General features: G+C 70.8%; 19 protein-coding genes. 7 read left to right on the top strand and 12 right to left on the bottom strand.

Going from position 1 to position 20579, the window contains the following annotated elements; translation table 11 throughout:
- The first annotated feature begins 24 nt into the window (after positions 1-24).
- Entirely contained in the window at positions 25-2070 is a 2046-nt protein-coding gene (locus AWQ71_RS20590) for a S9 family peptidase (protein ID WP_067135550.1), read from the top strand.
- Positions 2071-2182: 112 nt separating this feature from the next.
- Here the strand turns inward: AWQ71_RS20590 and AWQ71_RS20585 are convergent, their stop codons facing one another.
- Entirely contained in the window at positions 2183-4054 is a 1872-nt protein-coding gene (locus AWQ71_RS20585) for an ABC transporter ATP-binding protein (protein WP_084259093.1), read from the bottom strand.
- 3 nt (positions 4055-4057) lie between these two features.
- On the bottom strand, positions 4058-5749 hold the full coding sequence (locus tag AWQ71_RS20580; protein ID WP_067135548.1) for an ABC transporter ATP-binding protein: 1692 nt from the start codon (positions 5747-5749) through the stop codon (positions 4058-4060).
- Between the two features lie 242 nt (positions 5750-5991).
- Here AWQ71_RS20580 and AWQ71_RS20575 point away from each other — a divergent pair, with 242 nt between their 5' ends.
- From AWQ71_RS20575 to AWQ71_RS20565, 3 genes are all read left to right on the top strand, one after another.
- Entirely contained in the window at positions 5992-6744 is a 753-nt protein-coding gene (locus tag AWQ71_RS20575) for a VIT1/CCC1 transporter family protein (RefSeq protein WP_245658386.1), read from the top strand.
- A 128-nt stretch (positions 6745-6872) separates the two neighbouring features.
- The gene (locus AWQ71_RS20570) at positions 6873-7106 is read left to right on the top strand and encodes an RNA polymerase subunit sigma-70 (protein WP_067135547.1); all 234 of its coding nucleotides are present in this window, start codon (positions 6873-6875) and stop codon (positions 7104-7106) included.
- A 2-nt stretch (positions 7107-7108) separates the two neighbouring features.
- Positions 7109-7699, top strand: coding sequence for a Clp protease N-terminal domain-containing protein (locus tag AWQ71_RS20565; protein ID WP_067135545.1), 591 nt, complete (start codon positions 7109-7111; stop codon positions 7697-7699).
- A gap of 97 nt (positions 7700-7796) precedes the next feature.
- Here the strand turns inward: AWQ71_RS20565 and erm are convergent, their stop codons facing one another.
- The 5 genes from erm to AWQ71_RS41760 all read right to left on the bottom strand — a co-directional run bounded on the left by erm (position 7797) and on the right by AWQ71_RS41760 (position 11244).
- Positions 7797-8594 (bottom strand): 23S ribosomal RNA methyltransferase Erm, encoded by a 798-nt coding sequence (gene erm, locus AWQ71_RS20560; protein ID WP_067135542.1) that lies wholly within the window; start codon positions 8592-8594, stop codon positions 7797-7799.
- Between the two features lie 199 nt (positions 8595-8793).
- Complete coding sequence (locus tag AWQ71_RS20555) at positions 8794-9615, bottom strand: SDR family NAD(P)-dependent oxidoreductase (RefSeq protein WP_067135540.1); 822 nt, start codon at positions 9613-9615, stop codon at positions 8794-8796.
- Between the two features lie 201 nt (positions 9616-9816).
- Entirely contained in the window at positions 9817-10386 is a 570-nt protein-coding gene (locus tag AWQ71_RS20550; RefSeq protein WP_067135538.1) for a dihydrofolate reductase family protein, read from the bottom strand.
- Between the two features lie 42 nt (positions 10387-10428).
- On the bottom strand, positions 10429-11001 hold the full coding sequence (locus AWQ71_RS20545; protein WP_067135535.1) for a dihydrofolate reductase family protein: 573 nt from the start codon (positions 10999-11001) through the stop codon (positions 10429-10431).
- A gap of 78 nt (positions 11002-11079) precedes the next feature.
- The gene (locus AWQ71_RS41760; RefSeq protein ID WP_157570456.1) at positions 11080-11244 is read right to left on the bottom strand and encodes a hypothetical protein; all 165 of its coding nucleotides are present in this window, start codon (positions 11242-11244) and stop codon (positions 11080-11082) included.
- Positions 11245-11347: 103 nt separating this feature from the next.
- Between AWQ71_RS41760 and AWQ71_RS20540 the strand changes: the two genes are divergently transcribed.
- Both AWQ71_RS20540 and AWQ71_RS20535 read left to right on the top strand, forming a co-directional pair.
- On the top strand, positions 11348-11941 hold the full coding sequence (locus AWQ71_RS20540) for a TetR/AcrR family transcriptional regulator (RefSeq protein WP_067135533.1): 594 nt from the start codon (positions 11348-11350) through the stop codon (positions 11939-11941).
- 173 nt (positions 11942-12114) lie between these two features.
- On the top strand, positions 12115-12591 hold the full coding sequence (locus AWQ71_RS20535; RefSeq protein WP_067135529.1) for a hypothetical protein: 477 nt from the start codon (positions 12115-12117) through the stop codon (positions 12589-12591).
- Between the two features lie 185 nt (positions 12592-12776).
- Here AWQ71_RS20535 and AWQ71_RS20530 read toward each other — a convergent pair whose 3' ends face one another.
- The 3 genes from AWQ71_RS20530 to AWQ71_RS20520 are packed head-to-tail and all read right to left on the bottom strand — an operon-like array spanning position 12777 to position 16215.
- Entirely contained in the window at positions 12777-13514 is a 738-nt protein-coding gene (locus AWQ71_RS20530) for a succinate dehydrogenase/fumarate reductase iron-sulfur subunit (RefSeq protein WP_067135650.1), read from the bottom strand.
- A gap of 5 nt (positions 13515-13519) precedes the next feature.
- A complete protein-coding gene (locus AWQ71_RS20525; RefSeq protein WP_067135527.1) occupies positions 13520-15460 on the bottom strand; it encodes a fumarate reductase/succinate dehydrogenase flavoprotein subunit in 1941 nt (646 codons plus the stop codon).
- The gene (locus AWQ71_RS20520; RefSeq protein ID WP_084259092.1) at positions 15457-16215 is read right to left on the bottom strand and encodes a succinate dehydrogenase cytochrome b subunit; all 759 of its coding nucleotides are present in this window, start codon (positions 16213-16215) and stop codon (positions 15457-15459) included. The genes AWQ71_RS20525 and AWQ71_RS20520 overlap by 4 nt, the downstream gene beginning before the upstream one ends.
- Before the next feature lie 155 nt (positions 16216-16370).
- Between AWQ71_RS20520 and AWQ71_RS20515 the strand changes: the two genes are divergently transcribed.
- Positions 16371-17297, top strand: coding sequence for a LysR family transcriptional regulator (locus AWQ71_RS20515; RefSeq protein WP_067135522.1), 927 nt, complete (start codon positions 16371-16373; stop codon positions 17295-17297).
- Positions 17298-17353: 56 nt separating this feature from the next.
- Here AWQ71_RS20515 and AWQ71_RS20510 read toward each other — a convergent pair whose 3' ends face one another.
- Positions 17354-19831, bottom strand: a complete 2478-nt coding sequence (locus AWQ71_RS20510) for an FtsX-like permease family protein (protein WP_174550739.1) — start codon at positions 19829-19831, stop codon at positions 17354-17356.
- The gene (locus tag AWQ71_RS20505; protein WP_067135518.1) at positions 19831-20562 is read right to left on the bottom strand and encodes an ABC transporter ATP-binding protein; all 732 of its coding nucleotides are present in this window, start codon (positions 20560-20562) and stop codon (positions 19831-19833) included. Before AWQ71_RS20505 ends, AWQ71_RS20510 begins: the two co-directional genes overlap by 1 nt.
- Positions 20563-20579 lie beyond the last annotated feature (17 nt).

Genomic DNA, 20579 nt, shown 5'->3' with positions numbered 1-20579 from the left:
GCCTAGCTGGCAGGATGGGGAGCTATGACTGAGAGCTTTCCCCGGCTGTTTGCCCGGACCAGGCGCTTCACCTTGGGCGTCCCGCGCGGCTTCACGATCTCTCCCGACGGCGGTCGGGTGATCTTCCTCCGGTCGAGGTCCGGCACCGATCCGGTGACGTGCCTGTGGGAGTTCGACGTCGCGTCCGGCGCGGAGCGGCTCGTCGTGGACCCGCTCGGCCTCGGCGCCGCCGACGAGGACCTGCCGCCGGAGGAGCGCGCCCGCCGCGAGCGGGCCCGGGAGGCGGCGGGCGGCGTGGTGGCCTACGCCACCGACTCCGCGGCCGAGAAGGCCGTCTTCGCCCTCTCCGGCGCGCTTCACCTGGTCGATCTCGCCTCCGGCGACGTACGCCGCCTGGAGACGCCGGGGCCGGTGATCGACCCGCGGCTGAACCCGCAGGGCACCCGCGTCGCGTACGTGACCGGGGGCGCGCTGCGGGTGCGCGACCTGGAGACGGACGAGGACGTCGCGGTCGCCACCGAGGAGGGCGTCACGTACGGCCTGGCCGAGTTCATCGCGTCCGAGGAGATGGACCGGATGCGCGGCTACTGGTGGTCGCCCTCCGGCGACGCGCTGCTGGTCGAGCGGGTGGACGAGTCCCCGGTGACGCGCTGGCACATCGCCGACCCGGCCAACCCGGCGTCCGACCCGGTGACCGTGGCCTATCCGGCGGCGGGCACGCCCAACGCCCGCACCGAGCTGTACGTGTTCGGCCTGGACGGCTCGCGCACCCCGGTGCCGTACGAGGACGAGTACCTGGTCACGGCGGTGTGGGACGACCACGGCCTGGCGATCGTCACGATGCCGCGCGACCAGAAGGCCATGCGGCTCTTCACGACGGCGGACCCGGCGTCCACGCCCACGCTGGTGCGCGAGGACCTGGACCCGGCCTGGGTGGAGGTCATCGCCGGCGTCCCTGACCGGCTCTCCGACGGCACCCTGGTGTGGGTGGCCGACTCCGAGGGCGGGCGGCGCCTGATCGTCGGCGACCGGCCGGTCACGCCCCCGACCCTGCAGGTGCGCTCGGTGCTGACCGTGGACGGCGACACCGTCCTGTTCCAAGCGAGCGCCGACCCCACCGAGGTGCAGGTCTGGACCTGCGCCGACGGCGTCCTCGCGCGGGTGAGCCCCGAGGAGCCGGGCGTCTACAGCGGCACTTCGGCCGGCGGGACGACGCTGATCATCGGCTCCACGATGGAGAGCCAGACCTCCGTCACCCGGGTCTTCCGTGACGGGCAGCTGCGCGGCCACATCGACTCCCACGCCGCGCGCCCCGGGCTCGACCTGCGGGTCACGTTCGTCCCGACCGGCAAGCGCAACCTGGCCACGGCCGTGCTGCTCCCCTCCTGGTACGAGCCGGGCCGCGGCAAGCTGCCCGTCCTCATGGACCCGTACGGCGGGCCCGGCGCGCAGCGGGTGCTCGCCTCCGGCCGGATGTTCCTGGAGTCCCAGTGGTGGGCCGAGCAGGGCTTCGCGGTGATCGTCGCCGACGGCAGGGGCACCCCCGGCCGCGGCCCGGCCTTCGAGCGCGAGCTGCTGCACGACTTCACCCTCACGCTCGACGACCAGGTCGAGGCGCTGCAGGGCGCGGCGCAGCAGTACGACCTCGACCTGTCGCGGGTGGCCATCCGCGGCTGGTCGTTCGGCGGCTATCTCGCCGCGCTGGCCGTGCTCCGGCGTCCCGACGTGTTCCACGCGGCGGTCGCGGGCGCTCCGGTGACGGAGTGGCGGCTGTACGACACGTGCTACACCGAGCGGTACCTCGGCCATCCGGACGAGGGGCACTACGACGGGTCGTCGCTGCTCGCCGACGCGGAGAAGCTGGACCGGCCGCTGCTGCTCGTCCACGGCCTCGCGGATGACAACGTCGTGGCCGCGCACACGCTGCGGCTGTCCTCGGCGCTGCTCGCCGCCGGGCGCCCGCACACCGTGCTGCCGCTGTCCGGGGTGACGCACATGACGCCGCAGGAGGTCGTCGCGGAGAACCTGCTGCTCCTCCAGCTCGACTTCCTCAAGCGGGCTCTCGGCTAGACGTATCCGGGGGTGCCTCCCCGATTTCCCAGGGAGGCACCCCCGGATATATCACTCGATGTCCGACTGGAGCGGGCGCAGCGGGTCGTCGCGCCCGGCGACAACCTGACGGTTACGCCCCAAGCGGGACGCCTTGTGCGTCGGGACTCTCCGGATCCGGGTCCTCGGGGTCGAGAAGCTCCATGGTCGGCGTCCCCTCAGTCAGGCCGCCGTCGCCCGGCCGTCGCCCGTCCGCGTGCCCGGAACCACCGTTCCAGCTCTGCCACAGCGCGGCGTAGGCGCCGCCCGCCGTGACCAGCTCGTCATGCGAGCCCAGCTCGCTGATCCGGCCGTCCTCGACGACGGCGACCCGGTCGGCGTCGTGCGCCGTGTAGAGCCGGTGCGCGATCGCGATCACGGTCCGCCCCTCCAGGACGGCCGCGAGTGAACGCTCCAGGTCACGGGCGGCGCGCGGGTCGATCAGCGAGGTGGCCTCGTCGAGCACCAGCGTGTGCGGATCGGCCAGCACGAGACGGGCGAGCGCGAGCTGCTGCGCCTGCGCCGGGGAGATCGTGGTGCGACCGGAGCCGACGTCGGTGTCCAGCCCCTGGTCGAGCTGCTCGACCCACTCCCAGGCGTCCACCGCCGCGAGGGCGCGCCGGACGTCATCGTCCGAGGCGTCGGGACGCGCGATCAGCACGTTGTCCCGCAGCGTCCCCCGGAAGACGTGGTGCTCCTGGGTGACCAGGGCCACGTGACCGCGCAGGTCGTCAAACGGCAGCTCCACCAGCGGCACGCCGCCCACGGCGACGGAGCCGGTACGCGGGCCGTGAATGCCCGCGAGCAGCCGGCCCAGGGTGGACTTGCCCGCGCCGGAGGGGCCGACCATGGCGAGCCGTTCGCCCGGCCGGACTTCCAGGTCGATGCCGTGCAGCACGTCGCGGCCGTCGCGGTAGGAGTAGCGCACGTCGGACGCCCGGAGCTCCTCTCCCCCGGGACGCGCCGAGCCGACCACGCGATCCTCCTTGACGGCAGCCACGCCGAGCAGCCGCGCCAGCGACGCGCCGCCGACCTGGAGCTCGTCCACCCAGGACAGCAGCCGGTCCAGCGGGTCGATGAGCTGCTGGACGTAGAGGGTCGCCGCGGTCACATGGGCCAGCGAGACCCATCCCTTGGTGGCGAACAGCCCGCCGATGAGCAGGGTGGCCACGACCGGGATGACGTAGCCGAACTCGACCGCCGGGAACCACACTGTGCGGAGGCCGAGGGTGTAGCGCTCGGCCTTCCAGGAGCGGGCGATGTCGTCGTCGGTCCTGCGGTGGCGGCGCTCGCGCAGGCCCAGCGCCTCCACGGTCCGCGCGCCGTCCACGGTCTCGGCGAGCCCTTCGGTCATCTCCGCGTACGCGGCGTTCTCCCGGAGGTAGCCGTCTCTGGCCCGCTTGAGGTACCACCGGGTGGCGACCCACAGCACCGGAACGGCGAGCAGCGAGGGCACCGCCAGGATGGGGTCGAGCACGAGGACCGCGCCCACCACGAAGAAGCCGGTGACGATCGCGATCAGCGTCTCGGGCACCGCGTGCCGCACGCTGCGGGAGAGCGCGTCCACGTCCCGGGAGGTACGGGTGAGAAGGTCGCCGGATCCGGCTCGCTCGACGGTGGACAGCGGCAGGGCGAGAATCTTGTCGACGAAGTCCTCACGCAGCTCGGCGAGCACCTTCTCGCCCAGCCGGGACGAGACGTAGACGGCGAACCTGACCAGGACGGCCTGCACGACCACGAACCCGGCGATGGCCAGGGCCAGCGTGTCCACGTTGATGCCGGAGTCGCGGTCGGCGACGGCCTGGACCAGCTCACCGAGCAGCCGTGGAGCGGCCAGACCCGACAGGGCGGCCAGCGCGTGCAGCCCCAGGGCGAGCGCGAGCTCGCGAGGGTACTTCAGCGTGAGCCGCCGCGCGTAGGCACGTACCTGCGCCTCGTCGGCGACCGGCAGGATCTCGCGGGCCATCGGCTATTCCTCCCCTCGCGTGACGGTGGACCGGTATCCGGGTTCCGTCGCGAGCAGTTCCCGGTGGGAGCCCTCGGCCCGCACCTTGCCGTCCTCCAGGAAGAGGACGGTGTCGGCGTGGTCGAGGACGAGCGGGCTGGTGGTGCAGACCAGGGTCGTGCGACCGGCTCGGGCCGGGCTCAGCCGCTCGGCCACCCGCGCCTCGGTGTGCGCGTCCACCGCGCTGGTCGGCTCGATCAGGATCAGGATCTCGGGGTCGGCGACCAGCGCCCGGGCCAGCCGGATCCGCTGCTGCTGCCCGCCGGAGAACTCCCGGCCGGACTCGGCCACGTGCTCGTCCAGGCCGTCGGGGAGCGCCTCCACGATGTCCTCCGCGCACGCAGCCGCCAGGGCGCGCCGTACCGACTCGTCGGACGCGGTTCCGACGATGTCCAGTTCGTCGCGCAACCGGCCGGTGAAGAGCTTGGCCGCGTTGTCCGCGACGAGGATGCGCCGCCGGACCTGGTCCACCGGCAGCTCGTCGAGCGGGCCGCCGTCCAGCGTCACGTTTCCTGGCGCGTATCCGCCGAGCCGCTCCGCCACGGCGATCGCGTCCTCGGGCGTCGTGGCCGCCAGCGCGGTGAGCCGGCCCCGCGGCAGGGTCAGCCCGGACTCCTCGTCGTGCAGGTCGCCGCCGGCCGGCATGGGCGCGTCGCCTCCGGTCCGTTCCGGGGTCAGCGACAGGATCCGGCAGACCCGGCCCGCCGCGACATGGCCCTTCGTGATCTTGTCGGCTGCCTCGGTGAGCGTCCGGAGCGGCGAGATCAGGAAGACCGCGTAGCCGTAGAAGGCGAGCAACCGGCCCGGGCTGATCTCGCCGGCCAGGGCGAACCGCGCGCCGATCCAGGTCACACAGGCGATGAGCAGGCCGGGCAGCAGGAGCTGGGCGCCTTCGAGCATCGAGTCGATCGACGCGACCCGGACGCCGGCCTGCCGCACCCGCTGCGACTCCTCGCGGTATCGGGCCGCGAACACCTGCTCGCCGCCGATGCCGCGGAGCACCCGCAGACCCGCCACGATGTCGGAGGCCCGCGTGGCCAGCTCACCCTGAAGGTCGCGCTGCAGGTGCTGGCGGCGATGCAGCGGCCGCAGCAGCGGGCCGACGGCGGCGGCCATCAGCGGCACGCCGATCAGCACCAGGAGCCCGAGCGGCAGCGACGACGTGAGCAGGATGACGGTCACCGTGACGATGGCGACGACCGCTCCCGTACCGCGAAGCAGGATGTCCATCGCGTTGCCGATGTGGGCGATGTCGGAGTTGCCGACGCTCACCACCTCGCCGGTCGAGAGCCGCTTCGGGAGCGTCGCCCCGAGCCGGGTGGCCTGGCGGGCGGTGACCTGGACGGTGCGGTACGCGGCGGCCAGCCAGGTGAACACCGCGAACCGGTGCCGCAGCACGCCGGCGACGGCCTGCACCACGCCGAGCCCGAGCAGCACCGACGACCAGCGCACCAGGCCGTCCGTGTCCTTTGCTGACAGCGCGTCGACGGCGGCGCCGATGGCGGCGGGCACGAGGGCCTGGCCCAGCCACCACAGGATGGCGAATCCGATGCCGATCAGCAGCGGAACGGACTGGGCACGGGCGACCCACCACAGATAGCGGATGGGACTCCGGGCATCGGGAACGCCGGGATCGGCGACGGGCAAGGAGAACATGGCGTCTTCCAGGCTCACAGGCCGGTCACCGGCCCGGCAAACGATTTTCCCGACGGCGTGTCGCCGACCTCGCCCGACGTGCCGGCCTGACCAGCCGCACTCCGCGGGCCCACAATTTTGGCAAGCCTGCCCTAATTTGGCGTTTCCCAGAAAGCCTTGCCTTACGCCACCGGCCCTTGAGGCGAATGGAGAATGCCCCTTATTAGGGAAGGCAAAGCAACGTTAGGCGAGCCTGAGGAATTGTGGAAATTCGCAACCGGGTAACCTCCCTCGGCATGACAACAACTACGGAACCATTTGAATTCGAGATTCATCACGCGCACAGGGATGTTTCTGGGGGATGGTTGCGCCCGACCGTCTTCGGCATGATGGATGGGCTGTGCTCCAACCTGGCACTGGTCGCCGGCGTCGCCGGTGCGCAGGGATCAACGAAGGCGGTCGCCCTCGCCGGGCTCGCCGGCCTGGTGGGCGGCGCCTTTTCGATGGGCACGGGCGAATATACGTCTGTGCGCAGCCAGAACGAGTCGATGCTCGCCGAAATCGAGGCCGAGCGACATGAGCTGCGCCATAACCCGCTGGCCGAGCAGCGGGAACTCGCCGAGATGTATGTGAAGCGAGGCGTGGATCCGGAACTGGCGCAGGCAGTCTCGTACCAGCTCCTACGCGATCCCGATCAGGCCCTGGAAGTCCATGTCCGCGAGGAACTCGGCGTCGATCTCCACGACCTGCCCAATCCGTGGACGGCGGCGATTTCATCGTTCCTCTCCTTCGTCGCGGGAGCTGCGATTCCGCTGCTGCCCTACCTCCTGGGCGTCGACGCGCTCGGCGTCGCCGCCGCGCTGACATTGGTCGCACTGTTCGTCGCAGGGGCGGTTGTCGCTCGATACACCACCCGAACCTGGTGGTACTCGGGTGCGCGACAGCTGCTTTTCGGACTCGCGTCGGCCGCTGTGACCTACGGCATCGGCCATCTCGTCGGGGCGGCAGTCGGATAGCGGCCGGTACGCCCCGGCATCCACGAAGTCCACGGCTGAGCGCGAGGCGGAAGCTCGAACGGCGAGGTCGCCGGGCCGTTGTGTAAACCTTGGTTGACACCGAGCGGATGTAAACCTAAGTTGACAGCATGAACGATACGGCGCAGCTGGCGAGCGATGCCGGCAGCCGCGATCCCGGCATCGGACTGAGGGCGGTACGCGCCCTGCGGGTGCTGGTCGAGCGGCTAGAAGCACTACAGGTGGAGAACGCGCGGGCCCAGGGCTGGTCCTGGCAGGAGATCGCCGTCCTGCTGGGCGTCACCCGGCAGGCGGTTCACAAGAAGTACGCGGGCGGGCGTGGGCTACTGAGACGGGAGAAGTAGGGATGTTCGAGCGGTTCACCAGGGAAGCCCGGCAGACGGTCGCCCAGGCGCAGGCACACGCCCGGCGCCTGAATCACCCCAAAATCGGCACCGAGCACCTGCTGCTCGGCCTCCTGGAGCAGCCGGACACCATGTCGGCGCGCATCCTGCACGGACACGGACTCACCTCCGAACGGGCGGAGGCGGAGGTGCTCCGGGCGTCGCGTCCGGATCCTCGGGGCGGCGACCTGGACGCCGACGCGCTGGAGGCGATCGGCATCGATCTCACGGCCGTACGGGAACGCGTGGAGGCGGCGTTCGGGCCGGGCGCCCTCGACCGGGCACCGAGCCGCAACCATCGCGGTCTGCTCGTCAGCGGTCGCCACATCCCCTTCGACAGCGGAGCGAAGAAGGCCCTCGAACTGTCCCTGCGCGAGGCGATCGCCCTGAAGTGCAAGGAGATCCGTGACGGCCACATCCTCCTCGGCCTGCTGCGGGAGGCCGAGGGGCTCGGCGCGCGGGTGATCAGCTCGTCGGGCATCGACATCGCCGCCCTCCGTACCGAACTGGAACGACTGCTCGCGCCGAGCGCTCGCCGGCCCCGCGCCTCCTGACCGGTCACCGGCGGTCGCGAGTGCCCGCGTTCTTCCCGCATCCGCTTTGGACGCGGGAGTCTGCGGGCACGTCGCGACAGCCGACCACTCCCGCTCGTCAGCGGCGCTGTACGGGCCGGCGATCGGCGGCGCCGTCGGCGACGAGGTGCCACAGCGAGGCCCACTGCTCGGCGGTCAGCTCCTTCGGCAGCGCGTTCGGTGCGACGCGCTCGGCGCGCATCCACTCGCGCACCGCCGTGCGGTCGAGCCGTCCGGTCCGGTCGAGGATCTCGCGCAGCCCGTGCCCCCTGCCGGTGAAGACCTGCTTGACGAAGTCCTGGTACCGCCCGCGGTCGACGACGAGCGGGGTCTCTCGGCGGACCATGGTGAGCAGGCCGCCGTCGACCGAGGGCACGGGACGGAAGGACCGGGCCGGCACGCGCGAGTGCACCTCGAACTCGTACCAGGGCCACCAGCTCGCGGTCAGCAGGGTGGCGCCTCCCACGCCCGCTCTGCGCCGGGCGACCTCCCACTGCACGAGCAGCACCGCCGCGCGCCACCGATCCTCGACGAGGAGACGCCGCATGATCGCGGTGGTCAGGTGGAAGGGAAGGTTGCCCACGATCACGTGAGGATGCCGGGGGAACCGGAAGCGCATGACGTCCGTGTTCACGACGACGACGTTCTGCGGGGTGCGCCGTTCCAGGCGCCGGGCGCGCCTGGGGTCGATCTCCACCGCTGTGATGGACCTACCGTGCCTGCTCAGCGGCAGGGTCATGGCCCCGTCTCCCGGACCGATCTCCACGATCGGTCCGCGCGTACGCGCGATGAGTCGTTCGATGGTGGCGATGACCGAGGGGTCGACGAGGAAGTTCTGGCCGAGCTCGTGTCGGCCGCCCTGTGAAGGGTGATGCATGGGTTCGCTCCGCGCTGGACGGTCGGAGCCGGGCAGCACGCGATGCCGCACCGGCGATGACTCCGATGTGCGGCGGAACTGGGAAAGGTGAGATCAGCCCGCCGCTAGGCGCGGCGGGTCCTGCCGTAACATGCGCACGCGCAGGCACAAAAAGCGCTACCCATGCCCGCACCCTACCTGAGAAGTCCGAACCGCCCGATCAGCCCGGAGCCATCCGGCTGAGGTGCTCCCAGGCGTGGTAGAGCTCGGCTCGGGCGCGGTCCATCTCCTGGACGATGTCGTAGGACCGGCTGCCGAGGATCAGCCGCCGGGGCGGTTCCGGCAGTTTGGCCAGCTCCATGATGACGGGGGCGGCCGTGCGCGGGTCCGGGCCGGCGTCGTCGCCCCACATCTCCGCCATCTTCGTCCTCAGGGACTCATAGGCCGGATGGGGCGCGGTCACCGTGGTGCCGGTGGTGAACAGCCCTGTGTCGTAGCCGCCCATCTGCACGATGGTGACCTTGATGCCGAACTGCTCGACCTCCATCGCCAGCGCCTCGCTGATCGAGTCGAGCGCCGTCTTGCCGGCGGCGTAGAACCCGACGGTGGCCATCCCGCCGCCGGAGGCCATCGAGGTGACCTGCAGAATGCGCCCGCCGCCCTGCGCCCGCAGGTGCGGGACCACGGCCTGCGCCACCCAGACCGCACCGAAGAAGTTGACGTCGAGATGCGCGCGGATCTGCTCCTCCGTGGCCTCCTCGACCATGCCGTACAACAGGCCGCCGGCGTTGTTCACGACCACGTCGAGCCGGCCGAACGCCGCAGCGGCCCGGTCCACACCCGCGCGCACGGCCTGGCGGTCGGAGACGTCCAGCGGAAGCCGTACGAGAGCGCCCGGATGCTCCGCGGCCAGGTCGGCGAGCGGCTCGACATCGCGGGCGGCGGCCACGACACGATCTCCGGAACCGAGGGCGGCCTCGGTGAACGCCCTGCCCAGACCGCGTGAAGCGCCGGTGATGAACCATACTTTCCCGGTCGTCACAGGGCATCATCTCCTTCTCAACAGTGAGACCCCATAAGCGAGACGGTTCGTCTCGTCTCGTAGACGGCCCCAGTGTGCACCGGAACTCCACCAGTGTCAAGACGGACCGTTCCGTCTCGTGCGACGTGGGCACCCTGCCCAAGGCCTTCCGCCCCCGACGGCCGTCCCGGTCGTACGGCGCGCCCCGCCGGGCGTCGCCGATCACTTTCGGACGTAGGTGAGGACGACCATCCCGCTGTCGAGGGCGCGGGTCCCGGTGAGCTCGAAGTACGCCGGGGAGAAGTCGGCGGTGAACAGCGGGATGCCGGACCCGGCCACGACGGGATAGACCTTGATCACCAACTCGTCGATCTCGGGGAGCACGGCACCGGCGAGGCGGGCGCCGCCGGCCAGGTAGATGCCCTTGCCGTCCTCGGCCTTGAGTTCACGGATCTTGGCGAGCACCTCGCCGGTGACGATCTCGACGGCCGGGTCGGGGCTGCCGGCGATGCTCCCGGACACCACGTACTGGCGCATGTGCGCGTACGGGCTGGTCACGCCGATTTCCAGCGCCGGCTCGTAGGTCACGCGCCCCTGCACCACGGTGTCGAAATCGCGGTTGCCGTCGTCGAGGCCGAGCTGGGGGCGGACATGAGACGGCAGCGTGTCCGGATAGTCGTCGCGGATGAAGTCGATGACATCCTGCGTCACCGGGAAGAAGTCGGCGGCGCCGTCCGGAGCGGCGATGAAGCCGTCGATGGTCATGCCGATGTAGTACGTGAGCTTTCGCATGCGCTTCTTTCGTCGAGTGGAGAATCGGGGAACCGGCAGCGGCTATTTCTTGGCGTAGGTGAGGACGACCGCGCCGTTGCTGAACGTGCGGGTGTCGACCAGGTCGAACAGCTGGGGCCGGAACGGCGCACTGAAGATCGGGATGCCCGCGCCGATGACCACCGGGTATCGCTTGATGACCAGTTCGTCGATCTCGGACAGCAGGGAGCCGGCCAGCTTCCCTCCACCGCACAGCCAGATCCCGAGGCCGTCCTCCCGCTTGAGCCGGCGCACCAGCTCGACCGGATCTCCGGAGACCAGTTCCACCTCGGGGTCGGCGATCTCGCCCATGGTGGTGGAGACGACGTACTGGCGCAGGTGGCGGTAGGGGCTGGTCACTCCCATGTCCAGCGCGGGCTGGTAGGAGCCGCGGCCCATCAGGACGGTGTCGAACCGCTTGTTGCCGACGCCGTCGAGCCCGGCCGGGCCGCGGAACGCGGTCGGGACGGTCTCGGGCCGCTCCGAGTTGAGGACCCGCACCATGTCCTCAGCCTCGGGGAAGAAGCCGAATCCCCCGTCGGGGTCGGCGATGAAGCCGTCGATCGTGGTGGCGACGTAGTACGTGAGCTTTCGCATCTGAACCCTCTTCGCGGTGCTGGATGGTGGTGCTGGATGACGGTGCTGGACGACCGGCGCCGGATGACGGTGCGCCCGTCAGCGGGCCGCGCCGGGCTTGGGCAGCGGCCGCGGGCGGGGCACGGAACGCGGCCGCGGAGTCTGGCGGCGGTCCGGACGGACACCCGGCACGGGCGCGCCGCCCCCGCCCGGTACGGCCTTCGCGCCCCCGACGGTGGAGAGGGCGGTGAATTCAATTCGCATACGGAACCCTTCGAAGCGTCTCGCCTGTAGTACTCTGCTTGGAGTGGTTAGACCGTAGTACTACACTTAGAGTGATGTCAACCCGAGACCCATGGAGGTTGCGATGCGGCAGAATCCGGCCCGGCGAGCGGCGCTCGTCGACGCCGCCATTGAGGTGCTGGCCCGCGAAGGAGCGCGCGGCCTGACCTTCCGCGCGGTGGACGTCGAGGCGAAGGTGCCGAACGGCACCGCGTCCAACTACTTCGCCAACCGCGACGACCTGCTCACCCAGGCGGGCGCCCGCGTCTACGAGCGGTGGCAGCCCGACTCCTCCCTCTTTGCGAACATCCTGGAGGGGCCGCACGACCGCGCCCACGTGACCGCGCTTATGCGCGAGATGGTGGGCCGCCTGACCGCCTTCCCGGCGGGCTATCTGGCGTTGGTGGAGCTGCGCCTGGAGGCCACCCGCCGCCCCGAGCTGCGCTCCGTGCTCACCCGCAGGATCCGGGCCGACCTGGACGCCAACATCGGCTTCCATCTGGAGGCCAAGATGCCGGGAGACGCCACCACGGTGGTGGTGCTCTACATGGCGCTGAACTGGCTGATCCTCGAACGGCTCACCCTGCCCGACCTCTTCCCCGAGGCGCAGGTGGACGACCTGATCGCGGACGTCGTCGAACGCATCCTGCCCCCGGACGCTCCTGTACGCGATGCGTAGGCGACGGCGGCATTTCACGATCCACCGCCACCTGCGCGATCGCGGGAAGTGCGGTGGACTCGACGCGCGCGGGCGGTCGCGATCCCTTTACGACGGCCGTCCTGTAGACCAATTGACGCAGGTGACGCGACACTCCCTACCACCGGATCGACATCCGAGCTACTGTGGATGTCATGACCGCGCCTTATGAGGATGTGCCCTTCAGTGAGCTACTCCATCATCCTGGCGCGACCACGCGCCGCCTGGACGCCGTCCGCGCGCTGCGGCTGCGGCGGCGCGACGCGGGGGACCTCGCACTGATGCGCGTCGACCAGTTGGAGCGCGACACCACGGTCGTGGACTTCACCTCCCGCTTGTTGGCCGGGCTGGTCCGGACCGAGAACATCTCCGCACTGCGCCAGGCACTGCCCGAGGCCCTCCCGTGGAGCACCTTCCTGCCCGCCGAGGACATCGACACCCTCCTCTCCGAGCTGGTGGACACGGCACGCGGCGCGGTGGCCTTGGACAACCTCACTCCGATCGCCCTCCTGCTCACCCAGTGGCGGCACAGCGCCGAGATCTACGCGGACCCCGCCCTGTATTCCGTCCTCACCCGCGAGCCGGACGGCGATCTCGGACCGGCCGCCATGCCCGAGGCGGCCACGGACTGATCTTCCCCCGGCGCGGGAGGGAAATCGTGATGGGCTGCTTCTCATCATTCATGCTCATGCATGAATGATGAGCGCGACAGAAGGTTCTCCCAGGAGAAAGACAAGGCGTGAGACGTACATCATGTACGTCTCACGCCTTCGGGAAAGCGATCGGTGCGGCGGCGGGCCGCCGCACCGGCAGGTTCTTACTTGGACGCCTTCAGGTAGTCGGCGTTCATGCGGGCGATCGTGTCGAGGGGGATGCCCTTCGGGCAGACCGCGGTGCACTCACCCGTGTTGGTGCAGCCGCCGAAGCCCTCCAGGTCCATCTGCTCGACCATGGCCTTGGCCCGCGAGTCACGCTCCGGCTGGCCCTGCGGCAGCAGGCCCAGGTGGGTGATCTTCGCGGCGGTGAACAGCGAGGCCGAGCCGTTCGGGCAGGCCGCCACGCAGGCGCCGCAGCCGATGCAGGTGGCCGCGTCGAAGGCCGCGTCCGCGTCCTCCTTCTTCACCGGGACGCTGTGCGCGTCCGGCGCCGAGCCCGCAGGCACGCTGATGAAGCCGCCGGCCTGGATGATCCGGTCGAACGCCGCCCGGTCCACGACCAGGTCCTTCACCACCGGGAAGGGCGCGGCGCGCCACGGCTCGATGGTGATCTCGTCGCCGTCCTTGAAGTGCCGCATGTGGAGCTGGCAGGTGGTGGTGGCGCGCTGCTCGCCGTGCGCCACGCCGTTGATCACCATGCCGCACATGCCGCAGATGCCCTCGCGGCAGTCGTGGTCGAAGGCGACCGGGTCGTCGCCCGCGAGGATCAGCCGCTCGTTGAGTACGTCCAGCATCTCCAGGAAGGACATGTCCGGCGAGACGTCCTCGACCTTGTAGGTCACCATCCGTCCTTCGTCGGACGGACCGTTCTGACGCCAGACCTTCAGGGTCAGGTTCATGCCGCTCACTTGTAGCTCCGCTGGGTCATCTTGACGTACTCGTAGTCGAGCACTTCCTTGTGCAGCGTCGGGCCGTCCTGGCCCCACTCCCAGGCCGCGACGTAGGCGAAGTTGTCGTCGTCGCGCAGCGCCTCGCCGTCCGCGTCCTGGGACTCGGCGCGGAAGTGGCCACCGCACGACTCCGTACGGTGCAGCGCGTCGATGCACATGAGCTCGGCGAGGTCGAAGAAGTCGGCGACCCGCCCGGCCCGCTCCAGCGCCTGGTTGAGCCCCTCGGGGTCGCCCGGCACCTTGACGTTGTTCCAGAACTCCTCACGGAGCTCGGGGATCCGCTCCAGGGCCTTGCGCAGCGACTCCTCGGTGCGCTCCATGCCGCAGTAGTCCCACATGATCTTGCCGAGCTCCCGGTGGTAGGAGTCGGCGGTGCGGGTGCCGTTCACGCTCAGCAGCTTGTCGATCTTCTGCTGGACGGCCTCGCGCGCCTGCTCCACCTCCGCCGGGTCCACGTCGCCGAACGACTTCACGTTCGCGAGGTAGTCGCCGACCGTGGTCGGGAGCACGAAGTATCCGTCGGCCAGGCCCTGCATCAGCGCGGACGCGCCGAGGCGGTTGGCGCCGTGGTCGGAGAAGTTCGCCTCGCCGACCACGAACAGACCGGGGATCGTGGACTGCAGGTCGTAGTCCACCCAGAGTCCGCCCATCGTGTAGTGGACGGCGGGGTAGATGCGCATCGGCGTCTCGTACGGGTTCTCCCCGGTGATGCGCTCGTACATCTCGAAGAGGTTGCCGTACTTCTTCTCGACGGCGTCCCGGCCGAGCCGGGCGATCGCGTCGGCGAAGTCGAGGTAGACGCCGAGACCACCGGGGCCGACGCCGCGACCCTCGTCGCAGACGTTCTTGGCCGCCCGGGAGGCGATGTCACGCGGCACCAGGTTTCCAAAAGCGGGATAAATCCGCTCAAGGTAGTAGTCGCGCTCGTCCTCGGGGATGTCGGCCGGCTTGCGCGCGTCGCCCTTGGCGAGCGGGACCCACACGCGGCCGTCGTTGCGCAGCGACTCCGACATGAGCGTCAGCTTCGACTGGTAGTCGCCGCTGACCGGGATGCAGGTCGGGTGGATCTGCGTGTAGCACGGGTTGGCGAACATCGCGCCGCGCTGGTGCGCGCGCCAGATCGCCGTCGTGTTGCAGCCCTTGGCGTTCGTGGACAGGAAGAACACGTTGCCGTAGCCGCCGGTCGCGAGCACGACCGCGTCGGCCAGGTGGGTCTCGATCTCGCCGGTCACCATGTCGCGCACGATGACGCCGCGGGCCCGGCCGTCGCTGATCACCAGGTCGAGCATCTCGTGCCGGGTGTGCATCTCGACGGTCCCGGCCGCGATCTGCCGCTCCAGGGCCGAGTACGCGCCCAGCAGGAGCTGCTGGCCCGTCTGGCCGCGGGCGTAGAAGGTGCGGGACACCTGCGCGCCGCCGAAGGAGCGGGTGTCGAGCAGGCCGCCGTACTCACGGGCGAACGGGACGCCCTGGGCCACGGCCTGGTCGATGATGTTCACGCTGACCTGGGCCAGCCGGTACACGTTGGACTCGCGGGCGCGGAAGTCGCCGCCCTTGACCGTGTCGTAGAAGAGCCGGTAGACGCTGTCGCCGTCACCGCGGTAGTTCTTCGCGGCGTTGATCCCGCCCTGCGCGGCGATGGAGTGCGCGCGCCGGGGCGTGTCCTGGTAGCAGAACGACTTGACCTGGTACCCGAGCTCGCCGAGGGTGGCCGCGGCCGACCCGCCCGCGAGGCCGGTGCCGACCACGATGACGTTGATCTTGCGCTTGTTGGCCGGGTTGACCAGCTTCGCCGAGAAACGGCGCTTGTCCCAGCGGTCCTCGATCGGGCCCTCGGGCGCCTTCGTGTCCCGGATCGGCTCGCCGACCTTGTAGTGATGCGTCTGGTCGCTCACTTGATCACTCCGATCATCACCCCGACGGGCACGGCCAGGAAGCCGACCACGAGAACCAGCGACACCAGCGCCGCGCCCGCCTTCAACTTCCCGTAGCTGCGTCCGCCGGCCAGGCCCAGCGTCTGGAACGCGCTCCACAGGCCGTGCCGCAGGTGCAGACCGACCATGATCATCGCCACGACGTAGAAGAGGGTGACCCACCAACGCGAGGGGTCGAAGCCCGCCACCAGCCGGTCGTACGGGTCCGCGTCGAAGCCCTTGGGGTTCACCGCGCCGAAGGTCATGTCCAGCAGGTGCCAGATGACGAACAGCAGGATGATGACCCCGCCGTACCGCATGGTGTGGGTGGCGTAGCCGTTGGCCTGGGACTTGCGCTTCGCGGCGTACTTCACCGGCCGGGCCTGGGCCGCGCGGCGGGCGAGGGACACGGCGGACCACATGTGCAGGACCACCGCGACCACGAGAGCGATCTCGACGACGGTCAGCAGGACGCGGTAGGGCACGGCGGGCGAGCCCATGGTCCGCAGCCATTCGGCATAGTGGTTGAAGGCGTCCGCTCCGAAGAACGCCTTGAGGTTGCCGACCATGTGGCCGAGGAGGAAGAGCACCAGGACCGCACCCGTGACGGCCATGACGGCCTTCTTGCCGTTCGACGAGGCGAAGAAGCCCGGGCGTCGGCGTGTGGGGGGATTTTTCTGCGCTGCGTGGGGTGCGACCGACGTGGTGGCCGCTCCCCGGTCTATCGTGGCTGTCACAGCTGTTCACGCTAGGTTCGGGTTCCGAAACGAGTCCAAGTCATCGCAGGCGTCGTTCCGATAGCCGCAGGCTATGACCTCTGGCCGTCGGGGCTTATCCGTTCCGGAGGCCTCGCCCTGATGCGACGAATCTCACAGCCGTACGCTTGGGAGGCGTGCAGCTCCAGCAACTCGCGTACTTCGTGGCGGTGGCCGAAACCCGGCACTTCACTCATGCCGCCGAGCGGATGCGGGTTGCCCAGCCCTCGCTGAGCAAGCAGATCAGGACTCTGGAGACCGAGCTCGGCGCGCCCCTGTTCAGCCGGGCGCGCGGCAACGTGACGCTCACCCCGGCCGGTGAGGCGCTGCTCCCGCTCGCCCGCCGGATGCTGGCCGACGCCGAGACCGCGCGCCGCGAGGTCGCCGAGCTGGCCGGGCTGCGCCGCGGCCGGGTCCGGCTCGGCGCGACGCCGTCCCTGTGCGCGGGCCTGCTGGCCGACGCCCTCGCCCGCTTCCACCGGGACTACCCGGGCGTCGAACTGCTCGTGGAGGAGAGCGGCTCCCGCGACCTGGTACGCGACCTGGCCAGGGGGCAGCTCGATCTCGCGCTCATCATCCTGCCGCTGCAGAGCAGCGACCCCTCCCTCGTGACCGAGGAGATCCTCCGCGAGAACCTCGTCGTCGCCTCTCCCCCGGGACGCAACAAGCCGTACATGCGGATCGAGGACCTGCGCGGGCGGCCGCTGGTGATGTTCCGGCGCGGCTACGACCTGCGCGAGGCGACGCTCGCCGCGTGCCGGCAGGCGGGGTTCGAGCCGCGCTTCGCGGTCGAGGGCGGCGAGATGGACGCGGTGCTGCGCTTCGTCGAGGCGGGGCTCGGCGTCGCGGTGGTGCCGTCCATGGTGCTGGACGGCCGGCCGGGCCTCGCGGGCACCCCGCTCGCCCCTCCGGGGCTGCGCCGCACCGTCGCGCTGGCGCACCGCAAGGACGTCGAGCCGACCCGCGCGGCCCAGGCGTTCCGCGCGACCCTGCTCTTCTATCTCGTCGAGGCGGCGCACCACGGCAGCCTGCCGCAGGGGATCGAGCTCATCTGCGCGGACTGACGAGTCCCCGCCGGTGATGAGGCCGCGCTCCATCTCGGACCGCTTCTGGGCGGCGTTCACTCCCTCGCCCCGATGACGTCGGCCGGCCTGTCACGCAGAACCAACCGGGCGGGGACGACGGTGGCGACCAGGGCCAGCGCCGCCGCCGCCGCGACCACCGCCAGGTAGGTCACCGGCGGCATGTACGGCGTGGCCGATCCGGTCATCCCCGTGCTGAACGCGGTGAGCGTCACCAGGGCGACGCCCGTGCCGAGTGCCGCCGAGACCAGCACCGCGACGAAGGTCTCCCAGCGCAGCATGCGCATGATCTGCCGCCGGGTGGTGCCGACGAGGCGGAGCAGCGCGAACTCGCGGGCCCGGTCGGAGGTCGCCATCGCGAGCGTGTTGACGACCGCGATCGCGGTGAAGGCGATGATCAGGCCCATCGCCACGTAGTTGACCTCGGCGTTGGCGGGTGCGGCGGTCGCCTCGACCCAGTCGAGCACGCCCATGCCCGGACGGTCGCGCAGGGTGGCGGCCAGCGCGGCCCGGTCCACCGATGGGGCGGCCACGAGAACGGTCCGGGCCAGCGGGTCGTCCACGTGCGCCGCGACCAGATCGTGCGGCAGCGTGAGATCGGCGAAGCCCAGACCTCGGGAGTAGACGGCGGCGACCGTGAGCGTGGCGGGGGTGCCGTCGCCGAGCGTCAGCGCCACCGGGTCGCCGACGGACACGCCCAGGCCCTCCGCCGCGGTCTCGCTGACCGCGAGCGTGCCCGCGCCCATGCGGTCCACGGAGCCCTTCCGCACGTCGAGGTCCATGGTGGACGCGAGGCCTTCGGGGGTCACGGCCTGCGCGCCGTACCTCGTCAGGCCGACCCGGACCGAGGTGCGCAGGACCTCGGTCACCGCCACCACGCCCGGCACCTTACGTACGGCGTCGGCCGCCGCCTCGGAGACGCGCGGCCCGAGGACGTAATCGGCGCGGGTCCCGGTGCGGGCCTGCTCCTGGGCCGCGTGCCCCATGGTCGTCTGGACGAACAGGATCGTGCAGGTCATCGCCACCATCAGACTGAGTGGGGTGACGACGGCGGCGAGGCGGCCGGTGGACGTCCGCAGGTTGGCCGCGGCGAGGTGCCCGCCCACCCGGAAGGCGCGCATCGGCGCCCCGAGCACGGTGACGGCGACCTTGGCGATGACGGGGCCGAGCAGGGCGATCGCGGTCGTCCACACCAGCGCGGTCAGCATGGTCACCGGGCTGGACGCGGCCTCGATCGACAGCGTGGACAGCACCAGCGTGAGCGTGACGGCGGCAGCGAGGCAGAGCAGCCCGGCGACCAACCGGCCCTTGGGCAGCCCGGCCTGGCGCAGCGCGGCCTCGCCCAGCGCCTCGACCGGCCGGATCCTGACGGTGCGGCGGGCGGAGATCCTGGCCGCGGCCCACGCCGCCAGCAGGGTCGCCCCGAGCGCGGCGAAGACGGGGAACGGGCTCAGCACCAGGTCGAGGTTCGACGGCATCGCGCCGAGGTCCACGAACCGCGACCGCAGCCAGAACGCCAGCCCGACCCCCAGCGCGGAGCCCGGGACGCCCGCGACCAGGCCGATGAGCAGGGCCTCGCCGCCGAGCATCTTCCTGATCTGCCGGGGCGTGGCGGCGACCGCGCGGAGCAGCGCGATCTCTCGCTGGCGCTGCTGGATCGACAGCGCGAACGTGCCCACGACCACGAGGATCGCGACCAGCAGCGAGGTGCCGCCCAGCGCGCCACCGAGGCTGATCAGCTTGATCCTGGCGTTCTCGGCGGCGAGGAACTCGACCGTGCCACGGTCGTCCCCGGTGTAGGCGAGTGTGTTCGTGCCTTTCAGCACCGCGTTCACGCCCGCCGAAACGGCAGTGACATCCCCCTCGGGGAAGACACCGATCGCGCTGACGGAGTCGGCCGCGCGCCCGCCCAGCAGCCCGGCCAGCCTGCGGGCCTCCGCCGTGCCGAAGAACAGGGTGGCCTGGCTGTCCAGCGCCTCCGCCGTCACGCCGACCACGCGGTACTCGCCCGCGGCCTCGACGGTGAGCCGCGCTCCGACGGCCAGCCCCGACGCGGCGTCGGCGACCACTTCTCGGGCCGCTCCCGGCGCACGTCCCGCACGCAGGGTGAAGGGGGTCAGTGCGGCGGATTCCCAGCCGTGGCCGGTGAACGTGGCACCGCCGGAATGGACGGGGAAGGTCACCTCGGCGACCACCGAGCGCACGCCGGGGACGCCCGCCAGTCGGTCGGCGAGAGAGGCGGGCACCCAGGCCCGCTCGGACAGCGGCTTGGCCTTGACCTTCGTCTTGACCTCGCCGTCCCCCTTCTCCTTCTTGATCGTCTCGCGGACGTTCTGGTCCCCGGCGACCAGCATGGGAGCGCCCATGTACCGCTCGGGCCGAATCTGGCCGCGCAGCCCCGTCTCCAGCAGGGCGCCGCAGGCGCAGACGAGCGCGGCGGCACACAGGAGCGCGAAGAACGCTCCGGCGAAGCCGGCCTTGCGGCTCCGCATTGTCTGCAGGGCGAACCCGAACATCACACCCACGCTCCCAACCGGGTCATGCGGTCGGCGACCCTGTCGGCCGTCGGCGCGCTCATCGTGTCGACGATGCGGCCGTCGGCGAGGAACAGCACCGTGTCGGCGTACGACGCGGCCACCGGGTCGTGGGTCACCATCACCACCGTCTGGCCGAGGCCGTCGACCACCTCCCTGAGCAGGGTGAGCACATCGCGTGCCGTCACCGTGTCGAGCGCGCCGGTCGGCTCGTCGCCGAACACGACCTCGGGCCGGGTGACCAGCGCCCTGGCGATCGCCACTCGCTGCTGCTGCCCGCCGGAGAGCTGCGCGGGGCGGTGGCCGGTACGGCCGTCGAGCTTGACCCGCCGGACGACCTCGTCCAGCCAGGGCCGGTCCACAGCGGACCCGGCCAGCCGCAGCGGGAGCGTGATGTTCTCCGACACCGTCAGGGACGAGACCAGGTTGAACGCCTGGAACACGAAGCCGACCCGCTCCCGGCGCAGTTCGGTCAGCCGAGTCTCGTCCATCCCCGCCAGCTCGGTGCCGCCGAGCCGTACCGAACCTGAGGTCGGCCGGTCCAGCCCCGCCGCGCAGTGGAGGAACGTGCTCTTGCCCGAACCGGACGGCCCCATCACGGCGGTGAAGCCCCCGCGCGGGATGCCGATCGTCACCTCGCGCAGGGCGGCCACCGCGCCCTGCCCCTTGCCATACACCTTGCTCACGGCGTCCAGCCGTACCGCGTCGTTCATGGAATCAAGCCTGCTGA

The organism is Microtetraspora malaysiensis (genome assembly GCF_001528665.1).
Taxonomy (GTDB): domain Bacteria; phylum Actinomycetota; class Actinomycetes; order Streptosporangiales; family Streptosporangiaceae; genus Microtetraspora_A; species Microtetraspora_A malaysiensis.
The sequence above is the reverse complement of the archived record's forward strand: the minus strand, read 5'-3'. Positions and strand labels throughout refer to the sequence as shown.